Source organism: Mangrovicoccus ximenensis (assembly GCF_003056725.1).
Taxonomy (GTDB): Bacteria; Pseudomonadota; Alphaproteobacteria; order Rhodobacterales; family Rhodobacteraceae; genus Mangrovicoccus; species Mangrovicoccus ximenensis.
The window spans coordinates 1-19,390 of the sequence record NZ_QBKZ01000017.1 but is presented as its reverse complement, the minus strand read 5'-3'; the positions used below and the strand labels follow the sequence as shown (position 1 = coordinate 19,390).

Annotated in this window: 19 protein-coding genes and 2 pseudogenes; 12 read left to right on the top strand and 9 right to left on the bottom strand. The window is 69.2% G+C overall.

Features of this window, described 5'->3' with window-relative positions; translation table 11 throughout:
• Positions 1-268 precede the first annotated feature (268 nt).
• Positions 269-469 (top strand): CsbD family protein, encoded by a 201-nt coding sequence (locus C7T91_RS23765; RefSeq protein WP_108261804.1) that lies wholly within the window; start codon positions 269-271, stop codon positions 467-469.
• 1,474 nt (positions 470-1,943) lie between these two features.
• Here C7T91_RS23765 and C7T91_RS23760 read toward each other — a convergent pair.
• The 3 genes from C7T91_RS23760 to C7T91_RS23750 form a co-directional block, all read right to left on the bottom strand.
• A complete protein-coding gene (locus C7T91_RS23760; protein WP_108261802.1) occupies positions 1,944-3,191 on the bottom strand; it encodes a putative bifunctional diguanylate cyclase/phosphodiesterase in 1,248 nt (415 codons plus the stop codon).
• Between the two features lies 1 nt (position 3,192).
• The gene (pal, locus tag C7T91_RS23755; RefSeq protein WP_108261800.1) at positions 3,193-3,714 is read right to left on the bottom strand and encodes a peptidoglycan-associated lipoprotein Pal; all 522 of its coding nucleotides are present in this window, start codon (positions 3,712-3,714) and stop codon (positions 3,193-3,195) included.
• A 125-nt stretch (positions 3,715-3,839) separates the two neighbouring features.
• Entirely contained in the window at positions 3,840-4,199 is a 360-nt protein-coding gene (locus C7T91_RS23750) for a rhodanese-like domain-containing protein (protein ID WP_108261798.1), read from the bottom strand.
• Positions 4,200-4,511: 312 nt separating this feature from the next.
• Here C7T91_RS23750 and C7T91_RS23745 point away from each other — a divergent pair, with 312 nt between their 5' ends.
• The 4 genes from C7T91_RS23745 to C7T91_RS23730 all read left to right on the top strand — a co-directional run bounded on the left by C7T91_RS23745 (position 4,512) and on the right by C7T91_RS23730 (position 8,802).
• The gene (locus C7T91_RS23745; protein ID WP_145963003.1) at positions 4,512-4,823 is read left to right on the top strand and encodes a hypothetical protein; all 312 of its coding nucleotides are present in this window, start codon (positions 4,512-4,514) and stop codon (positions 4,821-4,823) included.
• A gap of 48 nt (positions 4,824-4,871) precedes the next feature.
• The gene (locus tag C7T91_RS23740; protein ID WP_236638467.1) at positions 4,872-5,975 is read left to right on the top strand and encodes an ester cyclase; all 1,104 of its coding nucleotides are present in this window, start codon (positions 4,872-4,874) and stop codon (positions 5,973-5,975) included.
• A 473-nt stretch (positions 5,976-6,448) separates the two neighbouring features.
• Positions 6,449-7,573, top strand: a complete 1,125-nt coding sequence (locus tag C7T91_RS23735; protein WP_108261794.1) for a helix-turn-helix transcriptional regulator — start codon at positions 6,449-6,451, stop codon at positions 7,571-7,573.
• A 119-nt stretch (positions 7,574-7,692) separates the two neighbouring features.
• Positions 7,693-8,802: an MATE family efflux transporter gene (locus tag C7T91_RS23730; protein ID WP_236638466.1), complete on the top strand. Its 1,110-nt coding sequence runs from the start codon at positions 7,693-7,695 to the stop codon at positions 8,800-8,802.
• A 481-nt stretch (positions 8,803-9,283) separates the two neighbouring features.
• Here C7T91_RS23730 and fucP read toward each other — a convergent pair whose 3' ends face one another.
• On the bottom strand, positions 9,284-10,579 hold the full coding sequence (fucP, locus tag C7T91_RS23725) for an L-fucose:H+ symporter permease (protein ID WP_201742240.1): 1,296 nt from the start codon (positions 10,577-10,579) through the stop codon (positions 9,284-9,286).
• Between the two features lie 168 nt (positions 10,580-10,747).
• Here fucP and C7T91_RS23720 point away from each other — a divergent pair, with 168 nt between their 5' ends.
• The 3 genes from C7T91_RS23720 to C7T91_RS23710 are packed head-to-tail and all read left to right on the top strand — an operon-like array spanning position 10,748 to position 12,680.
• Positions 10,748-11,122: a Fur family transcriptional regulator gene (locus C7T91_RS23720; protein WP_236638493.1), complete on the top strand. Its 375-nt coding sequence runs from the start codon at positions 10,748-10,750 to the stop codon at positions 11,120-11,122.
• Positions 11,123-11,126: 4 nt separating this feature from the next.
• Entirely contained in the window at positions 11,127-12,017 is an 891-nt protein-coding gene (locus tag C7T91_RS23715) for a DMT family transporter (protein WP_108261788.1), read from the top strand.
• 39 nt (positions 12,018-12,056) lie between these two features.
• Positions 12,057-12,680 (top strand): DMT family transporter, encoded by a 624-nt coding sequence (locus C7T91_RS23710; protein ID WP_108261786.1) that lies wholly within the window; start codon positions 12,057-12,059, stop codon positions 12,678-12,680.
• A 399-nt stretch (positions 12,681-13,079) separates the two neighbouring features.
• Here C7T91_RS23710 and C7T91_RS40465 read toward each other — a convergent pair whose 3' ends face one another.
• Positions 13,080-13,427, bottom strand: a complete 348-nt coding sequence (locus C7T91_RS40465; RefSeq protein WP_456237860.1) for a protein adenylyltransferase SelO family protein — start codon at positions 13,425-13,427, stop codon at positions 13,080-13,082.
• A gap of 445 nt (positions 13,428-13,872) precedes the next feature.
• Here C7T91_RS40465 and C7T91_RS23700 point away from each other — a divergent pair, with 445 nt between their 5' ends.
• Complete coding sequence (locus tag C7T91_RS23700; protein ID WP_108261782.1) at positions 13,873-14,574, top strand: DUF533 domain-containing protein; 702 nt, start codon at positions 13,873-13,875, stop codon at positions 14,572-14,574.
• A gap of 4 nt (positions 14,575-14,578) precedes the next feature.
• Positions 14,579-15,412, top strand: a pseudogene (locus C7T91_RS23695) (PhzF family phenazine biosynthesis protein); the annotation flags it as partial.
• Here the strand turns inward: C7T91_RS23695 and C7T91_RS23690 are convergent.
• Positions 15,349-16,377 carry an anhydro-N-acetylmuramic acid kinase gene (locus C7T91_RS23690; RefSeq protein WP_236638465.1) on the bottom strand — a complete coding sequence of 343 codons (1,029 nt, stop codon included), beginning with the start codon at positions 16,375-16,377 and terminating at the stop codon, positions 15,349-15,351. The pseudogene C7T91_RS23695 and the gene C7T91_RS23690 overlap by 64 nt on opposite strands.
• Between C7T91_RS23690 and C7T91_RS23685 the strand changes: the two genes are divergently transcribed.
• Positions 16,369-16,962 (top strand): N-acetylmuramoyl-L-alanine amidase, encoded by a 594-nt coding sequence (locus tag C7T91_RS23685; protein WP_236638464.1) that lies wholly within the window; start codon positions 16,369-16,371, stop codon positions 16,960-16,962. The two genes, C7T91_RS23690 and C7T91_RS23685, sit on opposite strands and share 9 nt — an antisense overlap.
• 458 nt (positions 16,963-17,420) lie before the next feature.
• On the opposite strand, the gene C7T91_RS23680 is transcribed toward C7T91_RS23685, so the two are convergent.
• From C7T91_RS23680 to C7T91_RS38100, 3 genes and pseudogenes are all read right to left on the bottom strand, one after another.
• Positions 17,421-17,840, bottom strand: a complete 420-nt coding sequence (locus C7T91_RS23680; protein ID WP_145963001.1) for a hypothetical protein — start codon at positions 17,838-17,840, stop codon at positions 17,421-17,423.
• A 289-nt stretch (positions 17,841-18,129) separates the two neighbouring features.
• Complete coding sequence (locus tag C7T91_RS23675; protein ID WP_269102507.1) at positions 18,130-18,657, bottom strand: type 1 periplasmic-binding domain-containing protein; 528 nt, start codon at positions 18,655-18,657, stop codon at positions 18,130-18,132.
• Positions 18,634-18,738, bottom strand: a pseudogene (locus tag C7T91_RS38100) (LacI family DNA-binding transcriptional regulator); the annotation flags it as partial. The pseudogene C7T91_RS38100 and the gene C7T91_RS23675, both read right to left, overlap by 24 nt.
• A 59-nt stretch (positions 18,739-18,797) precedes the next feature.
• On the opposite strand from C7T91_RS38100, the gene C7T91_RS23670 reads away from it, so the two are divergent.
• Positions 18,798-18,980, top strand: a complete 183-nt coding sequence (locus C7T91_RS23670; protein WP_108261772.1) for a hypothetical protein — start codon at positions 18,798-18,800, stop codon at positions 18,978-18,980.
• Positions 18,981-19,390 lie beyond the last annotated feature (410 nt).

Sequence of the window (19,390 nt, the reverse complement as noted above, 5' to 3'; positions counted from 1 at the left end):
CCCGTCCGGCCTCGCCGGGCGGGCCCCTGCGGCCGATGGCATCGCGATTTCCCAGCTCCATGTCGGGACCATTCGGAAATGCGGCTGTTGCCTGATGGAGCCAGCTGGATTGGCAGGGCAGCCTTGGTCCCGATCCAATTCCCGGAAAGGTTGGGGACGGACACGCCGCCGTTGCCGGAAATCCGGGCAGTTGACGAATTCGTGCGCTGCGGAACGTGGCGCGCCCGGCAGCGTTGTCTACATGAAACAGCAACGGAAGGAGACAGCGATGAACTGGGATATCATCGAAGGCAACTGGGGCCAGTGGAAGGGCAAAGTCATGCAGGAATGGGGCAAGCTCACCGATGACGAGTTGACCCGTGCCAAGGGCGACCGCGAGGAGCTCAAGGGCCTTCTGCAGCAAAAATACGGCTTGGCCAAGGACGAGGCCGAGACCAAGATCGACGAATTCCTCGCCAAGGCCTCGTGATCTCCGGACGGCCATGACAGACCCGCGCGCGGAGCAGCCCGCTCCGCGCGCGGCTGCGTTTCCGCGCCCATGCCCGCGGCCGGCCAGACGTTCCGGGACCGGGCCCGAAGACCTCCGCGCGGCCTTCGCCGCAGCGCATCCGCCCTGGCGGGGACCAGGGCGGAACGAGGCGCGAGGGGAGATGTGAACCCGGCAGCGGGCAGGAGCTTTCGGGGGACACCGTCCGCCCGCCGCCGTGGTCACCCCTGCACAACCTCCCGGTCCGGAGAAAGTTCCGCCGGTTTCCGAAAAATTCGGAGCAGGCGTCCTCCGGCATCCCGGCGCATCGCAATCGCGGATCGCCCGAGCGCCTTGGCAGCGGCAACGGCAACCTCGGCAACCCCGGATGGCGGCCCCCGCGGGCGCCCGCCCCCCGGATTTTGCGCCCTCGCCGGCAGAGACGGCGGCATTCCTGAGTTTGGCCGGAGTTCGGCGCCAAGGGCGAAGGGCAGCCCGGCCGAACAGGCGCGAGATGCGGGACCGCCAAGGGGAATTGCACGGCAGCTGCCACGGCACCGGGCAGGAATCGTGTCCGGGTTTCATTCAGGCTTGTCCGGTCGGCCCCGCTTTGCGGATTCCCCCGAGGCTCTCCTCAGGCCCGGCCAGTCTGCCGAGACCGGTGCGGAACGAAGCCGGGCGACAGCGCAAAGGCAGCGACGCGGCCCTCCCGGATGAGCAGCCCGTGTTCTGCCGTCCAGCGCAGGTTTGACATCAGTTCAGCTTGCATCATCGCAGCGGCTCCGCAGGAAATGGGCGGCGCGCCCGCCCTGCCGCAAACCGCCCCCGGCTGCGGTCTTTGCCGGACCTCTTTGCCGATTCAGGTCCGGCCATCCCGCAGACCGGACCCATCTGCCCCGACGGGCGCAGCTTCGCCGGAGCGCTCGTCCCCGCTGGCTTCGTGCCGGTTCGATGCAACCTAAAGAGGCGATGCGCTTCCATCGCCCGATCGTGTCCCGAGGAGAGGAATGGGATAGGTCTGTCCGGGGAAAGGGGGACTGCCGTCGCCAGCTGATTTGTCCAACAACGCCGTTCGGGCAGCGATTTCGGCCCCGGGCCCGGCAGACGGGCAGGGCAGAAGGGCAGGGGCGCCGTGCCGACGCTGCCTGCATGGTCGGCGGCGAAGCGGCCTTTCGGTCGGATGCCGAGCCGTGCCTGCTGCGCCGGAGGCTCCTCCGTTGCAGGGTCGGGTGCTCGATCCAATCCGCCCGCTCCTCCGGTCCGAACGCGGTGTCGCCGCCCCATTTGCCGTCCCGGCACGGCGGCCCGCATGTCCATCGCCGGCGCCGCGCGATCCCGTTCGGCATCCGCAGAAGCCACGGCACATGCCGATGGCAGCGGCGATCCGGTCTTCCCGGGCGCGCGTCGGATGTTGGCGTCCATGCAAGCGTCATCCGCCAGCTTCCGGACGCCGATGTGCCTTGCGGTGCGGGCGGGATCAGGCTGCGGCGCTGCGGCTGGCCATCCAGCGTTCGAAGGAGCCCGTGTCCATGGGGCGCGCGAAATGGAAGCCCTGCATGCGCGTGCAGCCGAGCGAGACCAGCATCTTGCGCTCCGCATCGGTTTCGACGCCCTCCGCGAGCACCTTGATGTTGAGCGCCTGACCGATGCCGATCATCGCCTGCACGATGGCCTGGCGGGAGCGGTCGGCATCGATGCCGGAGATGAAGCTGCGGTCGATTTTCAGCTGCTCGACGGACAGCCGCACCAGGTTCGCCAGACCGGAATTCCCGGTGCCGAAATCGTCCAGCTCCAAGGGATGTCCGGCGGCGCGCAGGGCCGAGATCGTGCGCTCCATTTCGGTGTCATTCTCGTGGATCACCACGTCTTCGAGGACTTCGATCGACACTTTGCGGGCCGAGAGGCCGCGCATCGTCAGCTCCCAGTCCATGTCGCTGGCGCAGTCCACGCGGGTCAGCTCGGTCGAGGAGAGGTTGATGCTGATCGCCGGAGGGCGTCCGGCCTCGGACCGGCTCATCCAGTCGAGCGCCGCCGCCCGCACCGCATAGGTGATGCGTTCCTCGAGCTCCGGGTTGCGCAGCGATTGCAGGAACGCCCCGGGCGTCAGCAGGCCGCGCGACGGGCTCATCCAGCGCGCCAGCACCTCGGCGCCGATCACCTCGCCGGTCACGGCATCGACCTGGGGCTGCAGGAAGGGAACGAATTCGCCGTATTCGAGGCCGAGCGCCAGCTCGAATTCCAGATCGGCCTGCTTTTCCAGCGAGTCGCGGGCCTCGCCGTCGAACAGCGCCAGGCGGCCGCGCCCGGCTTCCTTGGCCTGGTAGAGCGCGATGTCGGCATCGGCCAGCAGGCGGTCGGCATCCTGGCCCTGGCTCTGGGCGGACAGGTGGGCGATGCCGACGCTGGCGCCGACGGCGAGCTTCATGCCGTGGAACTCGATCGGCCGGCTCGCGGCCTCGATGCAGGCCTCGGCGATTTCCGAGGAGCGTTCTCCCAGCGCGCGTTCCTCGATGATCATCGCGAATTCGTCGCCGCCGATCCGGGCGACCAGCGCGCCGGGCGGCGCGACCTCGCGCAGGCGGGGCTCCAGCTCGCGCTTGAGGCCCTGGATCTCGGTGCTCAGCGCCCGCAGCTGCAGCCGGATATCGGCCAGGGTCGCGGTGCGGTCCTGCGCCATCAGCGCAGAGGGCAGGAGCAGGACGGTCAGCAGCAGCGCGCGGCGCATGTCAGACCCCCGCGCCGGAGGAGACGGAGGTCACCGCGCGCCGGTTCTTGGCATAGCAGCTCTCTTCCGAGCAGACCTCGATCGGGCGCTCCTTGCCGTAGCTGACGGTGCGCAGGCGCGACGAGGACACGCCTTTCGAGATCAGGTAGTCATAGACCGCGCTTGCGCGGCGCGCGCCGAGCGCGAGGTTGTATTCGCGGGTGCCCTGCTCGTCGGCATGGCCCTCGATCACCGCCGAGAAGGACGGGTTGGACGCCAGCCACCGCGCCTGGCCGTCGAGGATGCCGCGCGCCTCGGAGGTCAGCCCCGACTGGTCGACCGGGAACAGCACCCGGTCGCCGACGCGGGCCTGGAAATAGGCGGGCGAGGCCGGGTTCGACACGCCGTCCGCGCCGCTGCCGCTGCCATAGCCGTAGCGGTCGCCGTTCAGGCCCGTGCCGCCGGCCAGGTTGTCGGCGCGGTTGCTGCAGGCGGCCGTCAGGGCCAGGGCTGCGACCAGGCCCAGGGAAGCGATGCGATTCATGAATGGACCCTTAATTCCACTGCTCGTATTAACACGCTGTTTAGCAGATCCCCGGAAGGCCCACCACTGCCGGAATGCGTCACGATGGCTTGACCGCGGCGCCTTTCCGCCGGTTCCGCCCGCTCTCAGGCGCCCGGCATGCGCTGCGGCCCGCCCGTGGCCATGTCGGTGCCGATATAGGGCAGCCCCGCCGCCTTCCAGGCGCCGAATCCGCCCTCCATATGCGCCAGCGGCGCGATGCCCGCCGCCATGCACCTGGCCGCGACCTTGCCCGAACGCATGCCCGAACCGCAATGCAGCACGATCCGCTTGCCGTCCTGCGTCGGCAGCGCGCCGGGGACGAAATAGGCCATCGGCATGAGGAACGCGCCCTCGACATGCTCGAGCGCGTATTCGGCCGGGGTGCGCACGTCGATCAGCACGATCTCCTGTGCATCGAGCGCCGCCTTGACCTGGGCCGGGCTCCAGTTTTCCAGCTGGGACATGGGACTTCCTTTCCGCTTGGCGCTGCCGCCCGCGCGGCGGCGGCGATGCCTCCCAGATAGGACGCGTGGCGCGGGCTGCACAGGTGCAAGCTGTCGCGCCCCGGACCGGCCGGGTCCGGCTTGATCGCGGCAAAGATGGTTAAAATGCCATCTACTTCCCTGGCCGCCGCTGCCGCTGCCCGGCCCGGTGTTTACGCCCTGTTGAGGACGCGGCGCGCACCTTCCGCGACGGAGACCGCCGCTGCGGACCGGCTGCCCGTGCCGGTCCGCAGCGGCGGTCCATGTCCAGAGTAACCGGCATTGGAGGCCGCCATGAAGAAACTCGCTCTCGCCATCGCCGTCACCGGCGCGATGGCCGCCCACATGACCCACGCCGACCCGGCCGCCGCGCCGATGGTGACCCAGGTCCCCGGGCTTGCCCGCGCGGCCTATGGCGGCACGCCGCCGCCCGGCACCGCTTTGGCGGACCCGGGGGAGTGGCGCGCGGCACCTGTGATCTCGCGGCATCTCGCGCTGCTGTGCGACCTCTCGGAGCTGGAGGTGCTGCATCTTGGGGCGGATCTGCACCGCCGCGCGGTCTTCGCGGCCAGAGATGGCTGGGCAGGGCGGTGGCTGGCGCCGTGACCGGCGGGACGTAGCGCGATGTTAACCATGCCGCCCTAGCAAGGATGGGTGGCCAGGACCGACTCGGGCGACCCGGTCGGGCTGGCGGTTCCGCGTATCCAGAAAGGGACGCCCATGGCAGAGATTTCCCATATTCCCGGCGCGATCGCGCCCGGCTTTTCCCATCATTGGGACAGCGTCCCCGAATTTGTCCTCGGAGTGTGCTGGGAAACCTGCGAAGGTCGCGGGGTCGCCTCGATCCTCGACCATTACGGCGAGGCCGCCCTGCTGCGCAGCCCGGCCCGGGTGCTGTCGGGGGCGCGCGAAATCCTGTCGGACGCGCTGTCCTCGCTGGCCGAGTTCCCCGACCGGGAGCTCTTGGGCGAGGACGTGATCTGGCACGAAACGCCGTTGGGCCAGGACATCACCGCGGGCTTCCACGCCTCGCTGCGCAGCCATGCGCGCGGCACCCATATGGGCGAGGGGCCGCATGGCAGCGGCAGCGGCAAACGCACCCATGCGCGGGTGCTGACCGACATGTGGTGCGGCGAGAACCGCATCCACGACATCTGGCGGGTCGAGGACAGCGCTGCGCTGGCGCTGCAGACCGGGCTGACGCCGCGGGCGGTGGCCGAGCGGCTGATCGTGGCGGAGGGCGGGCCGGAGCGCTGCGTGCCGCCGCTGACCCCGGACAACGACCCCGAGGGCCCCTATTACGCGCGCGGCAACAAGAGTGCGCCGGGCGCCGAGCTGGAGGATCTGCTGCGCGAACTGATGAACGGCGCCTTCTCGGTCATTCCCGACCGCTATGACCGGGCCTGCGAGCTGGCCTATCCCGGAGGCGACATCCGCCAGGGCCATGCGGCGGCCGACCGGTTCTGGCTGGGGCTCCGCTCGGCCTTTCCGTCGGCGGCCTTCCGGGTGGAGCATGTCAGCGGCATGGAGGAAGACGGCCAAATGCCCCGCGCCGCGCTGCGCTGGTCGCTCTACGGCAAGCATGACGGCCCGGGCATTTTCGGCGCGCCGACGGGGTGCTTCGCCTATGTGATGGGGATCACCCATGCCGAGTTCGGCCCGCGCGGGCTGCGCCGGGAATGGACGCTGATCGACGAGGTCGCGATCTGGAAACAGCTGCTCTTGGCGACGGACGGTGCCGTTGCGCAGAGCGGTTGACGGCAGAAGTCCGCGCTGGGCCAACACGCTCATGCGGCAACTGCAGCGCGCGGCGAAGCGGGTCATGCCCCTCACACGGTTCCCGAGCGCGGCGGCACGCTGCGCATCGAACCGGCATTTCTGCAGTAGCCGGTCTCAGGACGGGATCGGCCATTCGCCAGCTAAGGCCAGGCAACGCGCTCGATCGGCATTTCGCGGGTCATGCCGCGGCCCCGCCGCGGCGGGCGGTCCTCCGGGGCGCGGCATCGGCGGTGGCTGGCCGCAAATCATCGCGATGGTCCATGTCTTGCTGCCTCCTTGCTGCGGAACGGGATCCAGCCTGCCGCGATGCCATCTGGTCCGCATCACCCGGCCGGGTGATGCCGCAAGGGACGGCGCGCTTTGCCGGAAGGGCGACTCGGGGTACCCTGTGGCCACTGCTGCCGCGCCCCGCGCGGCCCGATCGCACGCGCCACCGGAAAAGGCAGACCCGCATGGCTTTCCGTCCCGACCTGTCCCCGTTTCCGGGGCTTGAAGACGTCATTGGAGAAATTTACGACCTTGCCTTTGCCGAGGAGGGCATGCCCCGCCTGCTCGAGCTGATGAGCCGCATGACTGCGAGCCGGAGCGCGATCCTCTGCCAGCGCGGCGCCGACGGCAGCGGGGTGGAAATGAGCTGGGGCATAGACCCGGCCTATGACGTGCCGATGGCACGGTTCATGCACCAGAACCTGCTTGCGCAGCGCATGCACCTGGTGCAGGTCGATGACCCGGTCTGCGACATTGATCTGATCCGCCGCGAGGATTGGCGTGGCCTCGAATTGTACGAAGAGGTCTGGAAACCTGCGGGGCTGCACCAGTGCCTCGGCATCCTGTTCGTCCGGGACCGCGGCGGGATATCGTCGCTCGCCTTCTTCCGGCCCGGCGAGGACGGATGCCACGGCAGCCGGTCGCGCCGGGTCGCCGGCATTCTCTCGCCGCATCTGCGCCGGGCGGTGAAGCTGCGGGCCATGGTCGAGGGAGCACGGGCGCGCGCGGACCTTTTCGAGGATGCGCTGGACCATCTGGCCCTGCCGCTGCTCGTCGTTGATGCAGCCCGCCGCCTCATCCATGCCAACCGGTCCGGAGAGGAGGCGTTGCACGATTCGCCGCAGCTGATGCTGTCCTTCGGCAAGCTGGCGGCGCACGACCCCGCCGACCGCGGCCGGCTGAACACGGTGTTCGACAGTCTGGCGCGTGGCATCGGCGCCAGCGCGGCCCTCGGAACAGCTGGTCCGTGGGGCACCTGGCTGCTTGCCTCTCCGCTGCCCGAGGCGCGTGCGGCGGCTCTGGGCTATCCCCAGAGGGAAAGGCTGTCCCTGATTGTCCTGCGGGACGGCCGCGGTCCGGCAGCGGCCGATGGCAGCCTCCTGCGCTCGCTCTTCGATCTGAGCCCGGCCGAAGCGGAGCTGGCCCTGGCCCTCGGCCGCGGGCTGACCCTGGCACAGTTCTCCGCGGCGCGCCGGGTCAGCCTGAACACGGCACGCACCCAGTTGAAAGCGCTTTTCGCAAAGACCGGAGCAGCCCGCCAAGCCGAGCTGGCGCGGATGCTGGCGGGACTCGGCGTGGTCAGGCGCTGAACCGGCGACAGGCGCGGCGTGCTGCGCAGCACCCCGGAGCATATCCTCCCGCGCTGCCGCCCTTGCTTGACCGTCCGCCATCCGGAGGCCGACCGGAGGCACCGCCTCGGCGCCTGGCTTTGCGGCGGGCGGTGCTCGGGGCGGGCGACCGGGCCGAGCTGGTCGCGTTGCTCAGCCGCGCGCTGCTGATCGGCGGCCTGGCCGGGCTGGCGCTGATTGCGCTGCAGCTGCCGCTGTTCCATCTGGCCTTCGGCGTCTCGACGGCGGGGGCGGAGGTGCAGGACCTGGCCCGCGGCTATGTCGCGATCCGCATCTGGTCGGCGCCGGCGATGATCGCCAGCTACGGCATCATCGGCTGGCTGATCGCCAACGAGCGCGCCACCGCGGTGCTGATCTCCCAGATCGCGGTGAACGCGGTCAACATCCTCCTCGACCTGTGGTTCGTGCTGGGCCTCGGCTGGGGCGTCGAGGGCGTGGCCTGGGCGACCTTCGCCGCCGAATGGTGCGGGCTGGCGGCGGGGCTCTGGTTCTGCCGCGACGCGTTCCGCGGCACCGCCTGGCGGGACCGGGCGCGGGTCTTCGACCGGGCGCGCCTGGCCAACATGGCTTCGGTGAACGGCGACATCATGATCCGCTCGGTGCTGATGCTCTCAGTCGTGCTGAGCTTCGCGTTCTTCTTCTCGCCCGCCTTCGGCGAGGTGCCCCTGGCGGCGAACCAGATCCTGATGCAGTTCATCACCATCACGGCCTTCGCGCTCGACGGTCTGGCCTTCGCGGTCGAGGCGCTGGTCGGCCAGGCGATGGGCGCGCGCGATCCGCTGCGGATCCGGCGCGCGGCGCTGATGTGCAGCTTCTGGGGGTTGGTGGCGGGGCTGGCGCTGTCGCTGGTTTTCGGCGTCTTCGGCGGCACGGTGATCGACCTCATGGCGACGGCGCCGCTGGTGCGGGACGAGGCGCGGGCCTACCTGCCCTGGATGGTGGCGGTGCCGCTTCTGGGCGTGGCGCCCTGGATGCTCGACGGCATCTTCATCGGCGCGACGCGCGGGCGGGACATGCGCAACATGATGGTCATCGCCACGGCGATCTATTTCGCCGCCGCCTTCGCGCTGATCCCGGCCTTCGGCAATCACGGGCTCTGGGCGGCGCTCTGCGTGTCCTATGCCGCGCGGGCCGCGACGCTGGGCGCGCGCTATCCGGCGCTGGAGCGGGCGGCGGCCGGCTGGCGCTGAACCGTTTTTGAACCGAAATACATTGTCCGTGCCGGTAGCGTGGATCCCGTCTTGTCCCGGCAGGTTGCCGCTGCGGGCCGGGACCCGTGTGTGACAAGACAGATTCCGAGGATCGGAACGTGACGAGCGGCTGCCGGCCCCCAGCATTCACGGCGGAATTCGCCGAAGCTCCGACGCTCGGCGACCGCAACGCTGACGTCACCGGCAGTTCGTTCACCTATGCCGCTTCGGGCTCCCTGTCGGTGGCGGTCGCCGCCGCCTTGGCGGACAACATCGTGCCCGAGGACTGCAAGCCGGAACAGGGCGGGGCGGCGGACAGCAGCTTCCGCCGGACCCGGAGGGCGGCGGCGCGGAAAGCGCGCCTCTCAGGGAGGACAGCGAAGCCCGGGCTCCGTGGTGATCGTCCGCCACCTCTCCGCCCCGTCCCCCCCTGCCCGGCGGAGCGGGCAAGAGCTTTCGCTGCGGCAGGCGCGAAAAATTCTCAGCGCCGCGCCGCGCGCAGGTCGAAGGCCCCATAGGCGGCGACCATCAGGAAGCAGAGCCCCGGCACGGCATAGCCCGCCACCGGCCCCGCCGCGTCCGAGACCGCCCCGAAGGCCAGCGGCATCAGCGCGCCGCCGAGAATCGCCATGACCAGCCCGGCCGAGCCGAATTTCGTGTCCTCGCCCAGGCCGTCGAGCGCAATGCCGTAGATCGTCGGGAACATCAGCGACAGCGCCGCAGAGCAGAGCACCACTGCGGCAATGCCGGTCCAGCCCGGCAGCAGCACCGCCACCGCGCAGAGCCCGGCGCCGAAAAGCGCCATCGCCGCCAGCAGGCCGGCGGGCCGCACCCGCCCCATCGCCCAGGTCATGGCGAAGCGGGAGACGAGGAAGACCGCGAGGCTGGCCTGCAGCACCCAGCCCGCCCGGGCCTCGGTGCCGCCGACCGCGGCGATCACATAGGGGATGGTGAAGGTCCAGACGCAGGTCTGGGCGCCGACATTGAAGAACTGCGCCGCCACGCCGAAAACGTAATGGCGGTTGGCCGCGAGGCGCTTCAGCGTGGCGGCGAAATGCACCTCGTGGTCGCGGGCGGCGGTGCTTTCGCCGGAGGCGGGCATCGGGCAGAGCGCAATGGCGATCCAGATCGCTCCCAGCACCGCGGCGAAGCCGACATAGGGCAGCATCACCGCCTGCAGCTCGGCCGACTGCATCGCAAGCAGGGCCTCCTGCCCCAGCCGGGCGCGGTCCTCGGCGGTGGCCGGGTCCAGATGCGGCAGGATCAGCGCCGCCGAGAGGAAGACGCCGATATTGGTGCCCACCGGGTTGAAGGCCTGCGCCAGGTTCAGCCGCCGCGTCGCGGTCTCTGCCGGGCCCATGGCGATCACCAGCGGATTGGCCGAGGTCTCGAGAATCGACAGCCCCCCGGCCAGCAGGAAGAGCGCGGCCAGGAAGGTGCCGTAGGTCATGGCGAGGCTTGCCGGCCAGAACATCACCGCCCCCGCGATCGCGCAGCCCAGCCCGGTCAGCAGCCCGGTCTTGTAGGAGAAGCGGCGGTTGATGAAGGCGGCAGGCAGCGCCAGGCAGAAATACGCCCCGTAATAGGCGAACTGCACCAGCGAGGCCTGCAGCGTTCCCATCGAGAAAATCCGGCTGAAGACCTGCACCAGCGGGTCGGTCATGTTCGCGGCCACGCCCCAAGCGGCAAAGCAGATGACGACCAGGACAAAGGCCAGCCTGCCTCCCCCGGCCTTCGCCGCCGGGCGGCCCATGGCAATTGCGGATTCCTGCGGCATGCATCCCCTCCCTCAATTAGTCAACTTTGTAGACTAATGGGGACGACACCCGCAACCCTCGAGGAAAGATGAATGCAGACGCAAAAAATCCCGCTGCGCCGAAGCGCCGGGATATCTGCGTCACATATTCTGGGGAAAGCCACCGAAGGCGAGGCCAAGGGCCTGCGCATGACGGAACAGCGGCGGATCATTGCGATGGTGCTGCAGGACACGCAGGACCATCCCGATGTCGAGGAGCTCTATGCCCGCGCCCAGTCGGTCGATTCGAACATCTCGATCGCCACGGTCTACCGCACGGTGAAGCTCTTCGAGGAAGCAGGCATCCTCGAGAAGCGCGAATTCGGCGACGGACGCGCCCGCTACGAACCGGCGGACCGCGACCATCACGACCACCTGATCGACCTGAATACCGGCGAAGTCATCGAATTCGTCGATGCCGAGATCGAGGCGCTGCAGGAGAAGATCGCGGCGAAGCTGGGCTATCGGCTAAAGGGCCACCGGCTGGAACTCTACGGCGTGCCCGTCAAGAAACCGAAGGCGTAACATCTTGGAAAATCTGCGCGGGATCGGCTTCATGATCCTGGCCATGGCAAGCTTCGCGCTCGAAGACGCGCTGGTCAAAACGCTCGCGGCGGCGATGCCGATCGGCTATGTCATGATCTTCGTCGGGCTCTGCGGGCTGGCGGTTTTCGGCGCGATCTGCCGGGCGCGGCGCATCCGCGTGCTCTCGCCGGTCTTCTTCAGCCGCGCGCTGGTTCTGCGCAACCTGGCCGAGGTGGCCGGCACCGGCTTCATGGTCGCGGCCATCGTCAACATGCCGCTGTCCACCGCCTCCGCGATCATGCAGGCCGCGCCGCTGATCGTCGGCTTCGGTGCCGTGCTGTTCTTCGGCGCGGTGTTCGGCTGGCGGCGCTGGTTGGCGCTTGCGACCGGGTTTGCCGGCGTCCTCGTAATCATCCGCCCCGGCTTGGACGGGTTCCAGCCGGTTTCGCTCCTCGCCTTGGCGGCCACGGTCTGCATGAGCAGCCGCGACCTGGCCACCCGCGCCATCCCGCGCGAGGTGCCGTCGCTGCTGATTGCCTTCTACGGTTTCGGTGCCATGGCGGTGGCCGGGGCGATCCTCGTGCCTTTCCTCGGCGCCGCGACCGATCTGGCGCCGCGCAGCCTCGTGTTTCTCGGGCTTGCGGCCTGCTGCGGCATCTGCGGCTATTTCGCGATCACGCAGGCGATGCGCATCGGCGAGGTCGCCGTTGTCACGCCCTTCCGCTACACCCGGTTGCTGTTTGCAATCGCCCTGGGCTTCCTGGTTTTCGGAGAAAGGCCGGACCTGCCCATGCTGGCGGGGGCCGGGCTGATCCTCGCTTCGGGGCTCTACACCCTGCATCGCGAGCGGCATGCGCGCAGTCGCCCACTTTCCTCGGCCCTGAAGGCAAGCTAACAGGGTCGCGGACAGGTTTTTCCGAGAGGGAGCAGCACCATGAGCACGATCATCGACATCATCGGCCGGGTGATCTTCTATTCCATGCCGGTCTGGCTGACGCTCGCGGGGCATTTCCTGATCCCTGGCGAGCGCATCACCCGCACCAAGGCGCTCGGCCTGGCCTGCGCCGTGGCGGGGGTCGGGATTGCGCTGGCGAACCGCTCGGGCGGGCAGACGAGCCTCCTGGGCGACCTGCTGGCGCTCGGTGCCGCGCTCGGCTGGACCGGCATCGCGCTCTGCGCGCGGGTGACCAAGCTGCGCGAGGTGGCGCCCGAGGTGCAGCTGCTCTGCCAGCTCTCCATCTCGACCGTGATCCTGCTGGCGCTGTCGCCGCTCTTCGGCCCCTTCCTGCGCGACCTGGCGCCGATCCATCTCTGGGGGCTGGGCTTCCAGGCGGTGATCGTCGCCTCGGGCGGCTTCCTGTTCTGGCTCTGGGTGCTGTCGATCTATCCGGCCGGCTCGGTCGCCAGCTTCAGCTTCCTGACGCCGGTCTTCGGCGTGCTCCTCGGCTGGGCGATCCTGGGCGAGCGGCTGGGGCCGGAGATCTTCGTCGCGCTGGTGCTGGTCGCGGCCGGGCTGTTGCTGATCAACCGGCCCGTCCGCGGGGTGCGCACCGCCTAGGTGCCGCAGAATGTCCGGGCAACCACCTGATCCGGCTCCGGTGGCAGATCGAAACCGGCGGGCGGTTGCACATAGGGATCGGTGACCGCGGNCCAGCANGCGCCTCGAAGGGCGCGAGGTCGCCTGCGGTCGCCGCGACGATGGCGGCCTCGACCTGGTGGTTGCGCGGGATGACCGCCGGATTGGNTACGCTCCATCAAGCCCGTGTCGGCACCGCNCCTGGCGCTCCAGCCGTGCGGCATAGCGCGGCTCCCAAGCCTCGAAGGGCGCGCGGTCGGTGAACCAGTCCTGCGCCCGGCCGCGNGCTCAGCGCGCGGAAGGCATTGGTGAAATCGGCCTGGCCCGCCTCGAGCGCATCGAGCAGATCTAGGACCAGCTGCCAGTCCCCGTCTTCCTCGGTCACCAGCCCCAGCTTGGCGCGGAACCGGTCGAGGAACNGCGCCTTCGTAGAGCGGCGGGAACCGNGTGCACCGCCTCGGTCGCCAGCTCCACCGCACGGTCGCGGTCCTCGTCGATCAGCGGCAGCAGGCAGGTGGCGAATTGCGCGAGGTTCCAGGCGGCGATGCCGGGCTGGGCGTCATAGGCGTAGCGTCCGTAATGGTCGATCGAGGAATAGACCATGCCGGACTTGAACGTGTCCATGAAGGCGCAGGGGCCATAGTCGATGGTTTCCCCGCCGACATGGCAGTTGTCGGTATTCATCACGCCATGGATGAAGCCGACCACCGAGCGCGACACGCTGGTCATGTCGAGCGACAGGAAGAGGCAGAGGAATTCGGTGGTGAAGCACAGTCCGATCAGCACCGCGCCCAGCCTGGCCTCGCGCGGCAGCCGGATCGGGATCTTGCGCCACCAGATCCACAGCATCAGGCAGGCGGCTGCGCCAAGGCCGCGCAGCCCGGCGCCGAAGATCGGCTGGAAGCCGCCATTGGTGATCTTGATGACCACCTGGTTCAGCGCGAAGATCGCGGCGAACAGGACCAGCCCCGCTGCCCCTGCCATGTCCATCCGGTCCCTGCGCATCGCCCTGCCCCCTTATGTCTATACGTGTTCCCCCAGAGGCTGTTTCGCCGGGCAAGTCAAGGCTGCGCAGGCCCGCGTTTTTCCTTGGAAACCCCGGTTTCAAAGTGCAACCCTGTGCGGGAGGTGCCCGGTTGCATCCTGCAACCGGGTTCAGGACGGGAGAGAGGTCATGAGCTTCATGAAAACCCTGGTCAGCGTCGGGATCGGCTTCGCGGCCGCCAAGGGGCTGAGCAAGTACCAGACCATGGGCGGCATGGATGGGGTGCGCAAAGCGATGGAGAAATCCGGCTCGGACATGGCGACGCAGATGTCGGTCATGGCCGAGAAGATGGGGCTGCCCGGCGGCGGCAAGGCAGTCGAGGACATGATGTCCCGCTTCGGCGTCGCCGCCCGGAAGAACCCGGCCGAGATGGCCGGACTGGGGGGCATGATGAATGCCTTCTCCGGCATGGCCGCGGCGACCGGCGGCACGGCGGCGGACATGTTCGCGACCATGGCCCAGGGCACGCCCGCGGGCCAGCTGGCCGAGGACAATGCCAAGCTGATGATCCGCGCGATGATCCAGGCGGCCAAGGCCGATGGCGAGATCGATGCCGAGGAACAGGCGAAGATCATGGAGCATCTGGGCGATGCCACGCCCGAGGAGGTCGCCTTCGTAAAGGAACAGCTGGCCGCACCGGTGGACCCGATGGGGCTGGCCCGCGACGCGTCGGAACAGAGCCGCGCGCAGGTCTATGCCATGTCGCTGATGGCGATCACCGTCGACAGCAAGGCCGAGACCCAGTATCTCGACACGCTGGCCGCCGCACTGCGGCTTGATCCCGCCACCCGGGACGCGATCCATGCCCGGATGGGCGTGAACCAGGGCTGAACACATGGCCGGGCCGGAATTCCGCACCTATGACGTCTTCACCGACCGGCTTTTCGGGGGCAACCCCTTGGCCGTGGTGTTCCCGTCCGGCCCGCTCGCCGACGCGCAAATGCAGGCCATTGCCCGCGAGTTCAACTACTCGGAAACCGTTTTCGTCCTTCCTCCGGAGCGCGGCGGCACGGCGAAGCTCCGGATCTTCACGCCCGGCCGCGAGGTGCCCTTTGCCGGGCACCCGACCATCGGAACGGCGGTTTGCCTGGCGGAAATGGCGCTGGAACGCGGGGAGCCCCTGCCTGCGGAGATTGTCCTCGAGGAAGCCGTCGGCCCGATCCCCTGCCGGATCGGGCGGCAGGACGGAATGCTTTGCGCGGAACTGGCAACGGAGGTGCCGCTGCATCTGGGCACGGTGGTCGATCCGGAATTGGTCGCGCGCTGCCTCGGGCTGGAGCCCGAGGAGGTTGCGCTTTGCAACCACCCGCCGCGCCTGGCCTCGAAGGGTCTGCTTTTCGCCTTGGCGGAGATCGACGGGACCGCGGCCCTCGAGGCAATCGCGCCCGATGCCGGAGCCTTTGCCGAGGCGGCTGCGCGGCATCCGGACTGCGAAGGGGATTTCGCGCTGGTTGCATATTGCAACCGCGGGCCGGGACAGATCGAGATGCGGATGTTCGCGCCGCTCGACGGCATTCCCGAAGATCCCGCGACCGGCAGCGCCGCAGCCGCGCTCGCCGCTTTCCTCTGCGACCTGACCGGCCAACCGCAAAGCTTGGAGATTTCTCAAGGCGTCGCCATGGGACGCCCGAGCCTGATCCGCGCGACGGCCGAGGCTCCCGGTCCGGGCCGGTCACGGGTCACGGTCGGCGGAAGCGCCCGGGCCGTGATGCACGGGCAATTCGCAATCCTCTGAGGCGGTTGCAAACCCGAACCGTCTGGCCGTATCAGCCGCAATGGACTAGAACCGGTGGGCATTCGAACGGACGGACGGAAGATGGCGGACGGGATCATCGCGCGCTCGAGATAGGCGAAAGCCTGCGCCTCCAGCATGTCGCCGTCGAGCCCGACCGCCTCGACCGGCACCACCTCGCAGGGCAGAAGCTCGGACAGCGCGGCCATCATCGCCTTGTTGTGCCGCCCGCCGCCGGTGACCAGCAGCTGCGCAGGCACCGAGGGGCACCAGGTGATCCCCGCCGCCACCGCTTCGGCAGCGATCCGCACCAGCGTCGCGGCGGCATCGGCATCGCTCATCCCCATCACCCGGTCGGCGAGATCGGGGAAGGCGTCGCGGTCGAGGCTCTTCGGCGGCGTGCGCTGGAAGAAGCGGTGCGCCAGCATGTCGACCACCGTGTTGACATGCGCCCGCCCCGATGCCGCGAGCGCGCCGTCGCGGTCCTGGCTCCAGCCGAGCCGCCGGGCGACCAGGTCGTTGACCGGCGCATTGGCGGGTCCGGTATCGAAGGCCAGCAGTGCCCCCGGCGCGAAGGGATCCCCGGCGGAGGGGTCGACCCAGGTCAGGTTGCCGACGCCGCCGAGATTGAGGAAGGCGACAGGCCGTTCCGCCTTGATCCAGCGCGCCAGCGCCCAGTGGAAGACCGGCGCCAGCGGCGCGCCCTCGCCCCCGGTGCGGGCGCTGCACGGCCTGCCGCTTTCGGGCCGCCTCCGGCGCCTGCGGCCGCTACAGCTCCGGCGTGGCGGCGCAGCAGGCCTTCCTGCAGGCCGGCGGGCCGCAATCCGACCGTCTGGGCGTCGACCCGGATGGCGACGGCTTTGCCTGCGGCTTCGATCCCGAGCCCTACCGCCGTGCCGCAAGAGGGTGATCTCCCCGAGGCGGAGGGGGCCATCTGGCATCCCTCGCCGAATTTCGGGCCGCGCCGCGGCGGCGCCGTGCCCGACATGGTCGTATTGCACTACACCGCCATGGAAAGCGCCGGGGAGGCGCTGGAGCGGCTCTGCTCGCCGCCGCACGAGGTGTCGAGCCATTACCTGATCGGCGCCGACGGCACGCTGTGGCAGCTGGTGGCCGAGGAGGCGCGCGCCTGGCATGCCGGGCAGGGCAGCTGGGGCGGGGCCGCAGACGTCAATTCCCGTTCGATCGGCATCGAGCTCGACAACCGCGGCAAGGGCAGCTTCGCGGTGGCGCAGCTCGAGGCGCTGGAGCGGCTGCTGGCGGAGATCCTGGCGCGCTGGTCGATCCCGCCCGAGCGGGTGATCGGCCACCAGGACATGGCGCCCGGGCGCAAGCAGGATCCGGGGCGGTATTTCCCCTGGCCGCGCCTGGCGCGGAAGGGGCTTCAAACAGCCCGTATCGACAAGCGCAGCTTCAACGGCACCAGCAGGACCATCCCGGAGCAACTGGAGCTTTTCGATGCATTGAGCCTTCCAAAACCCGCCTGAGCCTTCGTGCAGTCACACAAACGCCATTTCGGTGTAAATAATATCAATTACTTAACGGATCAGCTGTCGAGGTTGGGAGTGAAGGGGCTGCAATCCGCGATGGCTGCGGGGGCGTACGGGCGGACCAGCCGCCTTTGAGGCCGGTCATCCGGCGACCGGCCGCGTCGCGAGGCCCGGCATTGGCCCCGCCTCCGGCCGGACCGGCAAGCTGTCCATGCTGTTCCACGGACCGCAGGCCGGCCTCGCCGTCCGGACGGGCCTGTCCCCGGGGGCATCTTCGGTGCGGAGACCGCAGGGATGGGGTTTTCCCGTCGCCAGGCCAGCGGGGTGTCGTGGGCAGGCCAGTTGATCTCCGGCATTCGCCTTGCTCTTGGCGCTGGTCTCCTTCTGGTCTGGCGACCGGGAGGCCGTGGAGCGGTTCGGGGCCGCCGCGCGCCGGACCGGCAGCGTCGGGCCGCTCACGCCATCGCTGCCAAAGCCTCCCCCGCATCTCCGGCACCTGCCCGCCGGTTCCGAAGCGGAGCGGCGGCCGGTCCGGGCGGGCCGGGAACATGCGGGACCGGCTCTGGCACCCAATAGGCGAAGGCGATCCAGGAGACCGGCCCCTCGGCGGGCGCAAGCACGAAGCTGCAGCCCGCACAGCAGACGGTTCCGGCGCAGCCCGGCAGGTTCTTCGACGGCAGCGCGGCCGCGTCCGGGCCGGAGGCGTGCATCGCATGGCCGCCATGGTGCATTTCCGCGTGCATCTCCGCCATCGGCGCAGCCTCGCCATGCGGCGCTGCATGGGCCATCGGCACGGATTGCAGCAGCACGGCCAAGACCAGCGCGGCGGAGACGATCCGCGCGGCCACGAAACGGCAGGCTCTGGTCCAGGTCATCCGGCGCATGGCGGGGATCAGAGCGCAAACGCCGGGCAATGGCAACGGGATTCGCGTGCCTGCGGCATCGTTTGCCGTCAGGCGCCGCCGGGCTTGACGCAGCGCCGCTCCGCCTGCGATATGCCGGGCCTGAAAAGGAGAGCCCGTGAACGCCATCCGCCTCGCCATCCTTGCGGTCCTGCTCGTTGCGGGGCTCCTGCCGGCTGCTCCGGCGGCGGCCATGGCGATGGATCACGCAAGCTGTGCAGCCTGTGTCGGGGACCGGGCTGCGCCGGAAAGCGCCGCGCTGTCAGACCGCCGGATCCAGTCCGCTTGCCGCGGCCGCCCCGAGGAACATCCGTTCGCGCGACGCAAGGCTCGGCGTGCCCTTCGACGACCCCGCCAGCCCGATCCGGCGGCAGCCCGCGCGGAGGAGCATGTGCAGCGCGTCCGCCATCGCGTCTCGGTAGTCGATGCGGACCTGGTGCACGCCCGGCCCGGCCTCGCCGCGGTTGATCAGGATCACCTTCTGTCCGGCGTCGACGCAGCTTTGCACCATCTGTCCGGGCGGCGTGCCCGACATCACGATGCTGGCCGAGGCGCGGTAGCTCAGAGCGCGCTCCAGCGCCTCCTGCGCGCTTTCGGGATCGGCAGTGACATTGATCACCATCGCCATCCGCCCTGCCGCCTGCAGCCGCCGGGTCAGCGCGTCGAGCAGCATCCCGTGATAGGGCTTGGTCATGTTCGAGGCCAAGAGGCAGACCGGCCGGCTCTCGTCCTTGGAAATGCCGCGGGCCAGGTGGTTGACGTGGTAGTTCAACTCCTTCGCCGCGGCCATGACCTTGGCGCGGGTGCGGTCCGACACGCTCGCCCCGTCGGTGAAGGTGCGCGACACGGCCGAGCGCGACACGCCCGCGAGCCGCGCGACTTCGGCGGCGGAGGAAAACGCAGCGTCTCAGCCGGAACCGGAGCAGGCATATGACGGTCGATATCATTCGGGACGGCGGCGCCTTTCTCGTGAGGCATCTCGGCGAAGAGGACGAATCGCTCGGTTCGGTACGGTTTTCCCTTGCGGAACAGGCCCAGGATTTCGCGGAGACATGGCGCGACTGGATCCGCGCGGAAGCCGAGCATAGGGAAAAACACCGCTTGGCTGCGTGAAAACGCTGGTTGCCGGCGTGAGATAGAGGCGTCGGTCCTTTCGAGCCAACTGGCTCGCGCATGACGCCGATCGTGGGGGATCGTGCTCCTTCGGGTGGTGCAGGAGGCCGTACTAGGCCTTGGCTTCATCGCAGGAAGCCGGCTTTTTACGTGTCGGGTTTTCTGGTCGTCACGACAGCGATCGGCAGGGAGCTGCGCGTGTCTGCTACCGGGAAAACTGCTGCGGTGCGGAAACCCTCTCCGTCCGGCGTCCGTCGGCCACTTGGCGTCAACAGCAAGAAAATGTTGCACGGTTGAAGGACCGTTAAGTGCGCGAAGGGTGAATTCGGTGGCGCGAGGATGCTGCGGCTACGGCTGAGCGGCTGCTTCAGGGAGAGCCGCAGCGCAGCCGTGCCGCCGGGCGAAAGTCC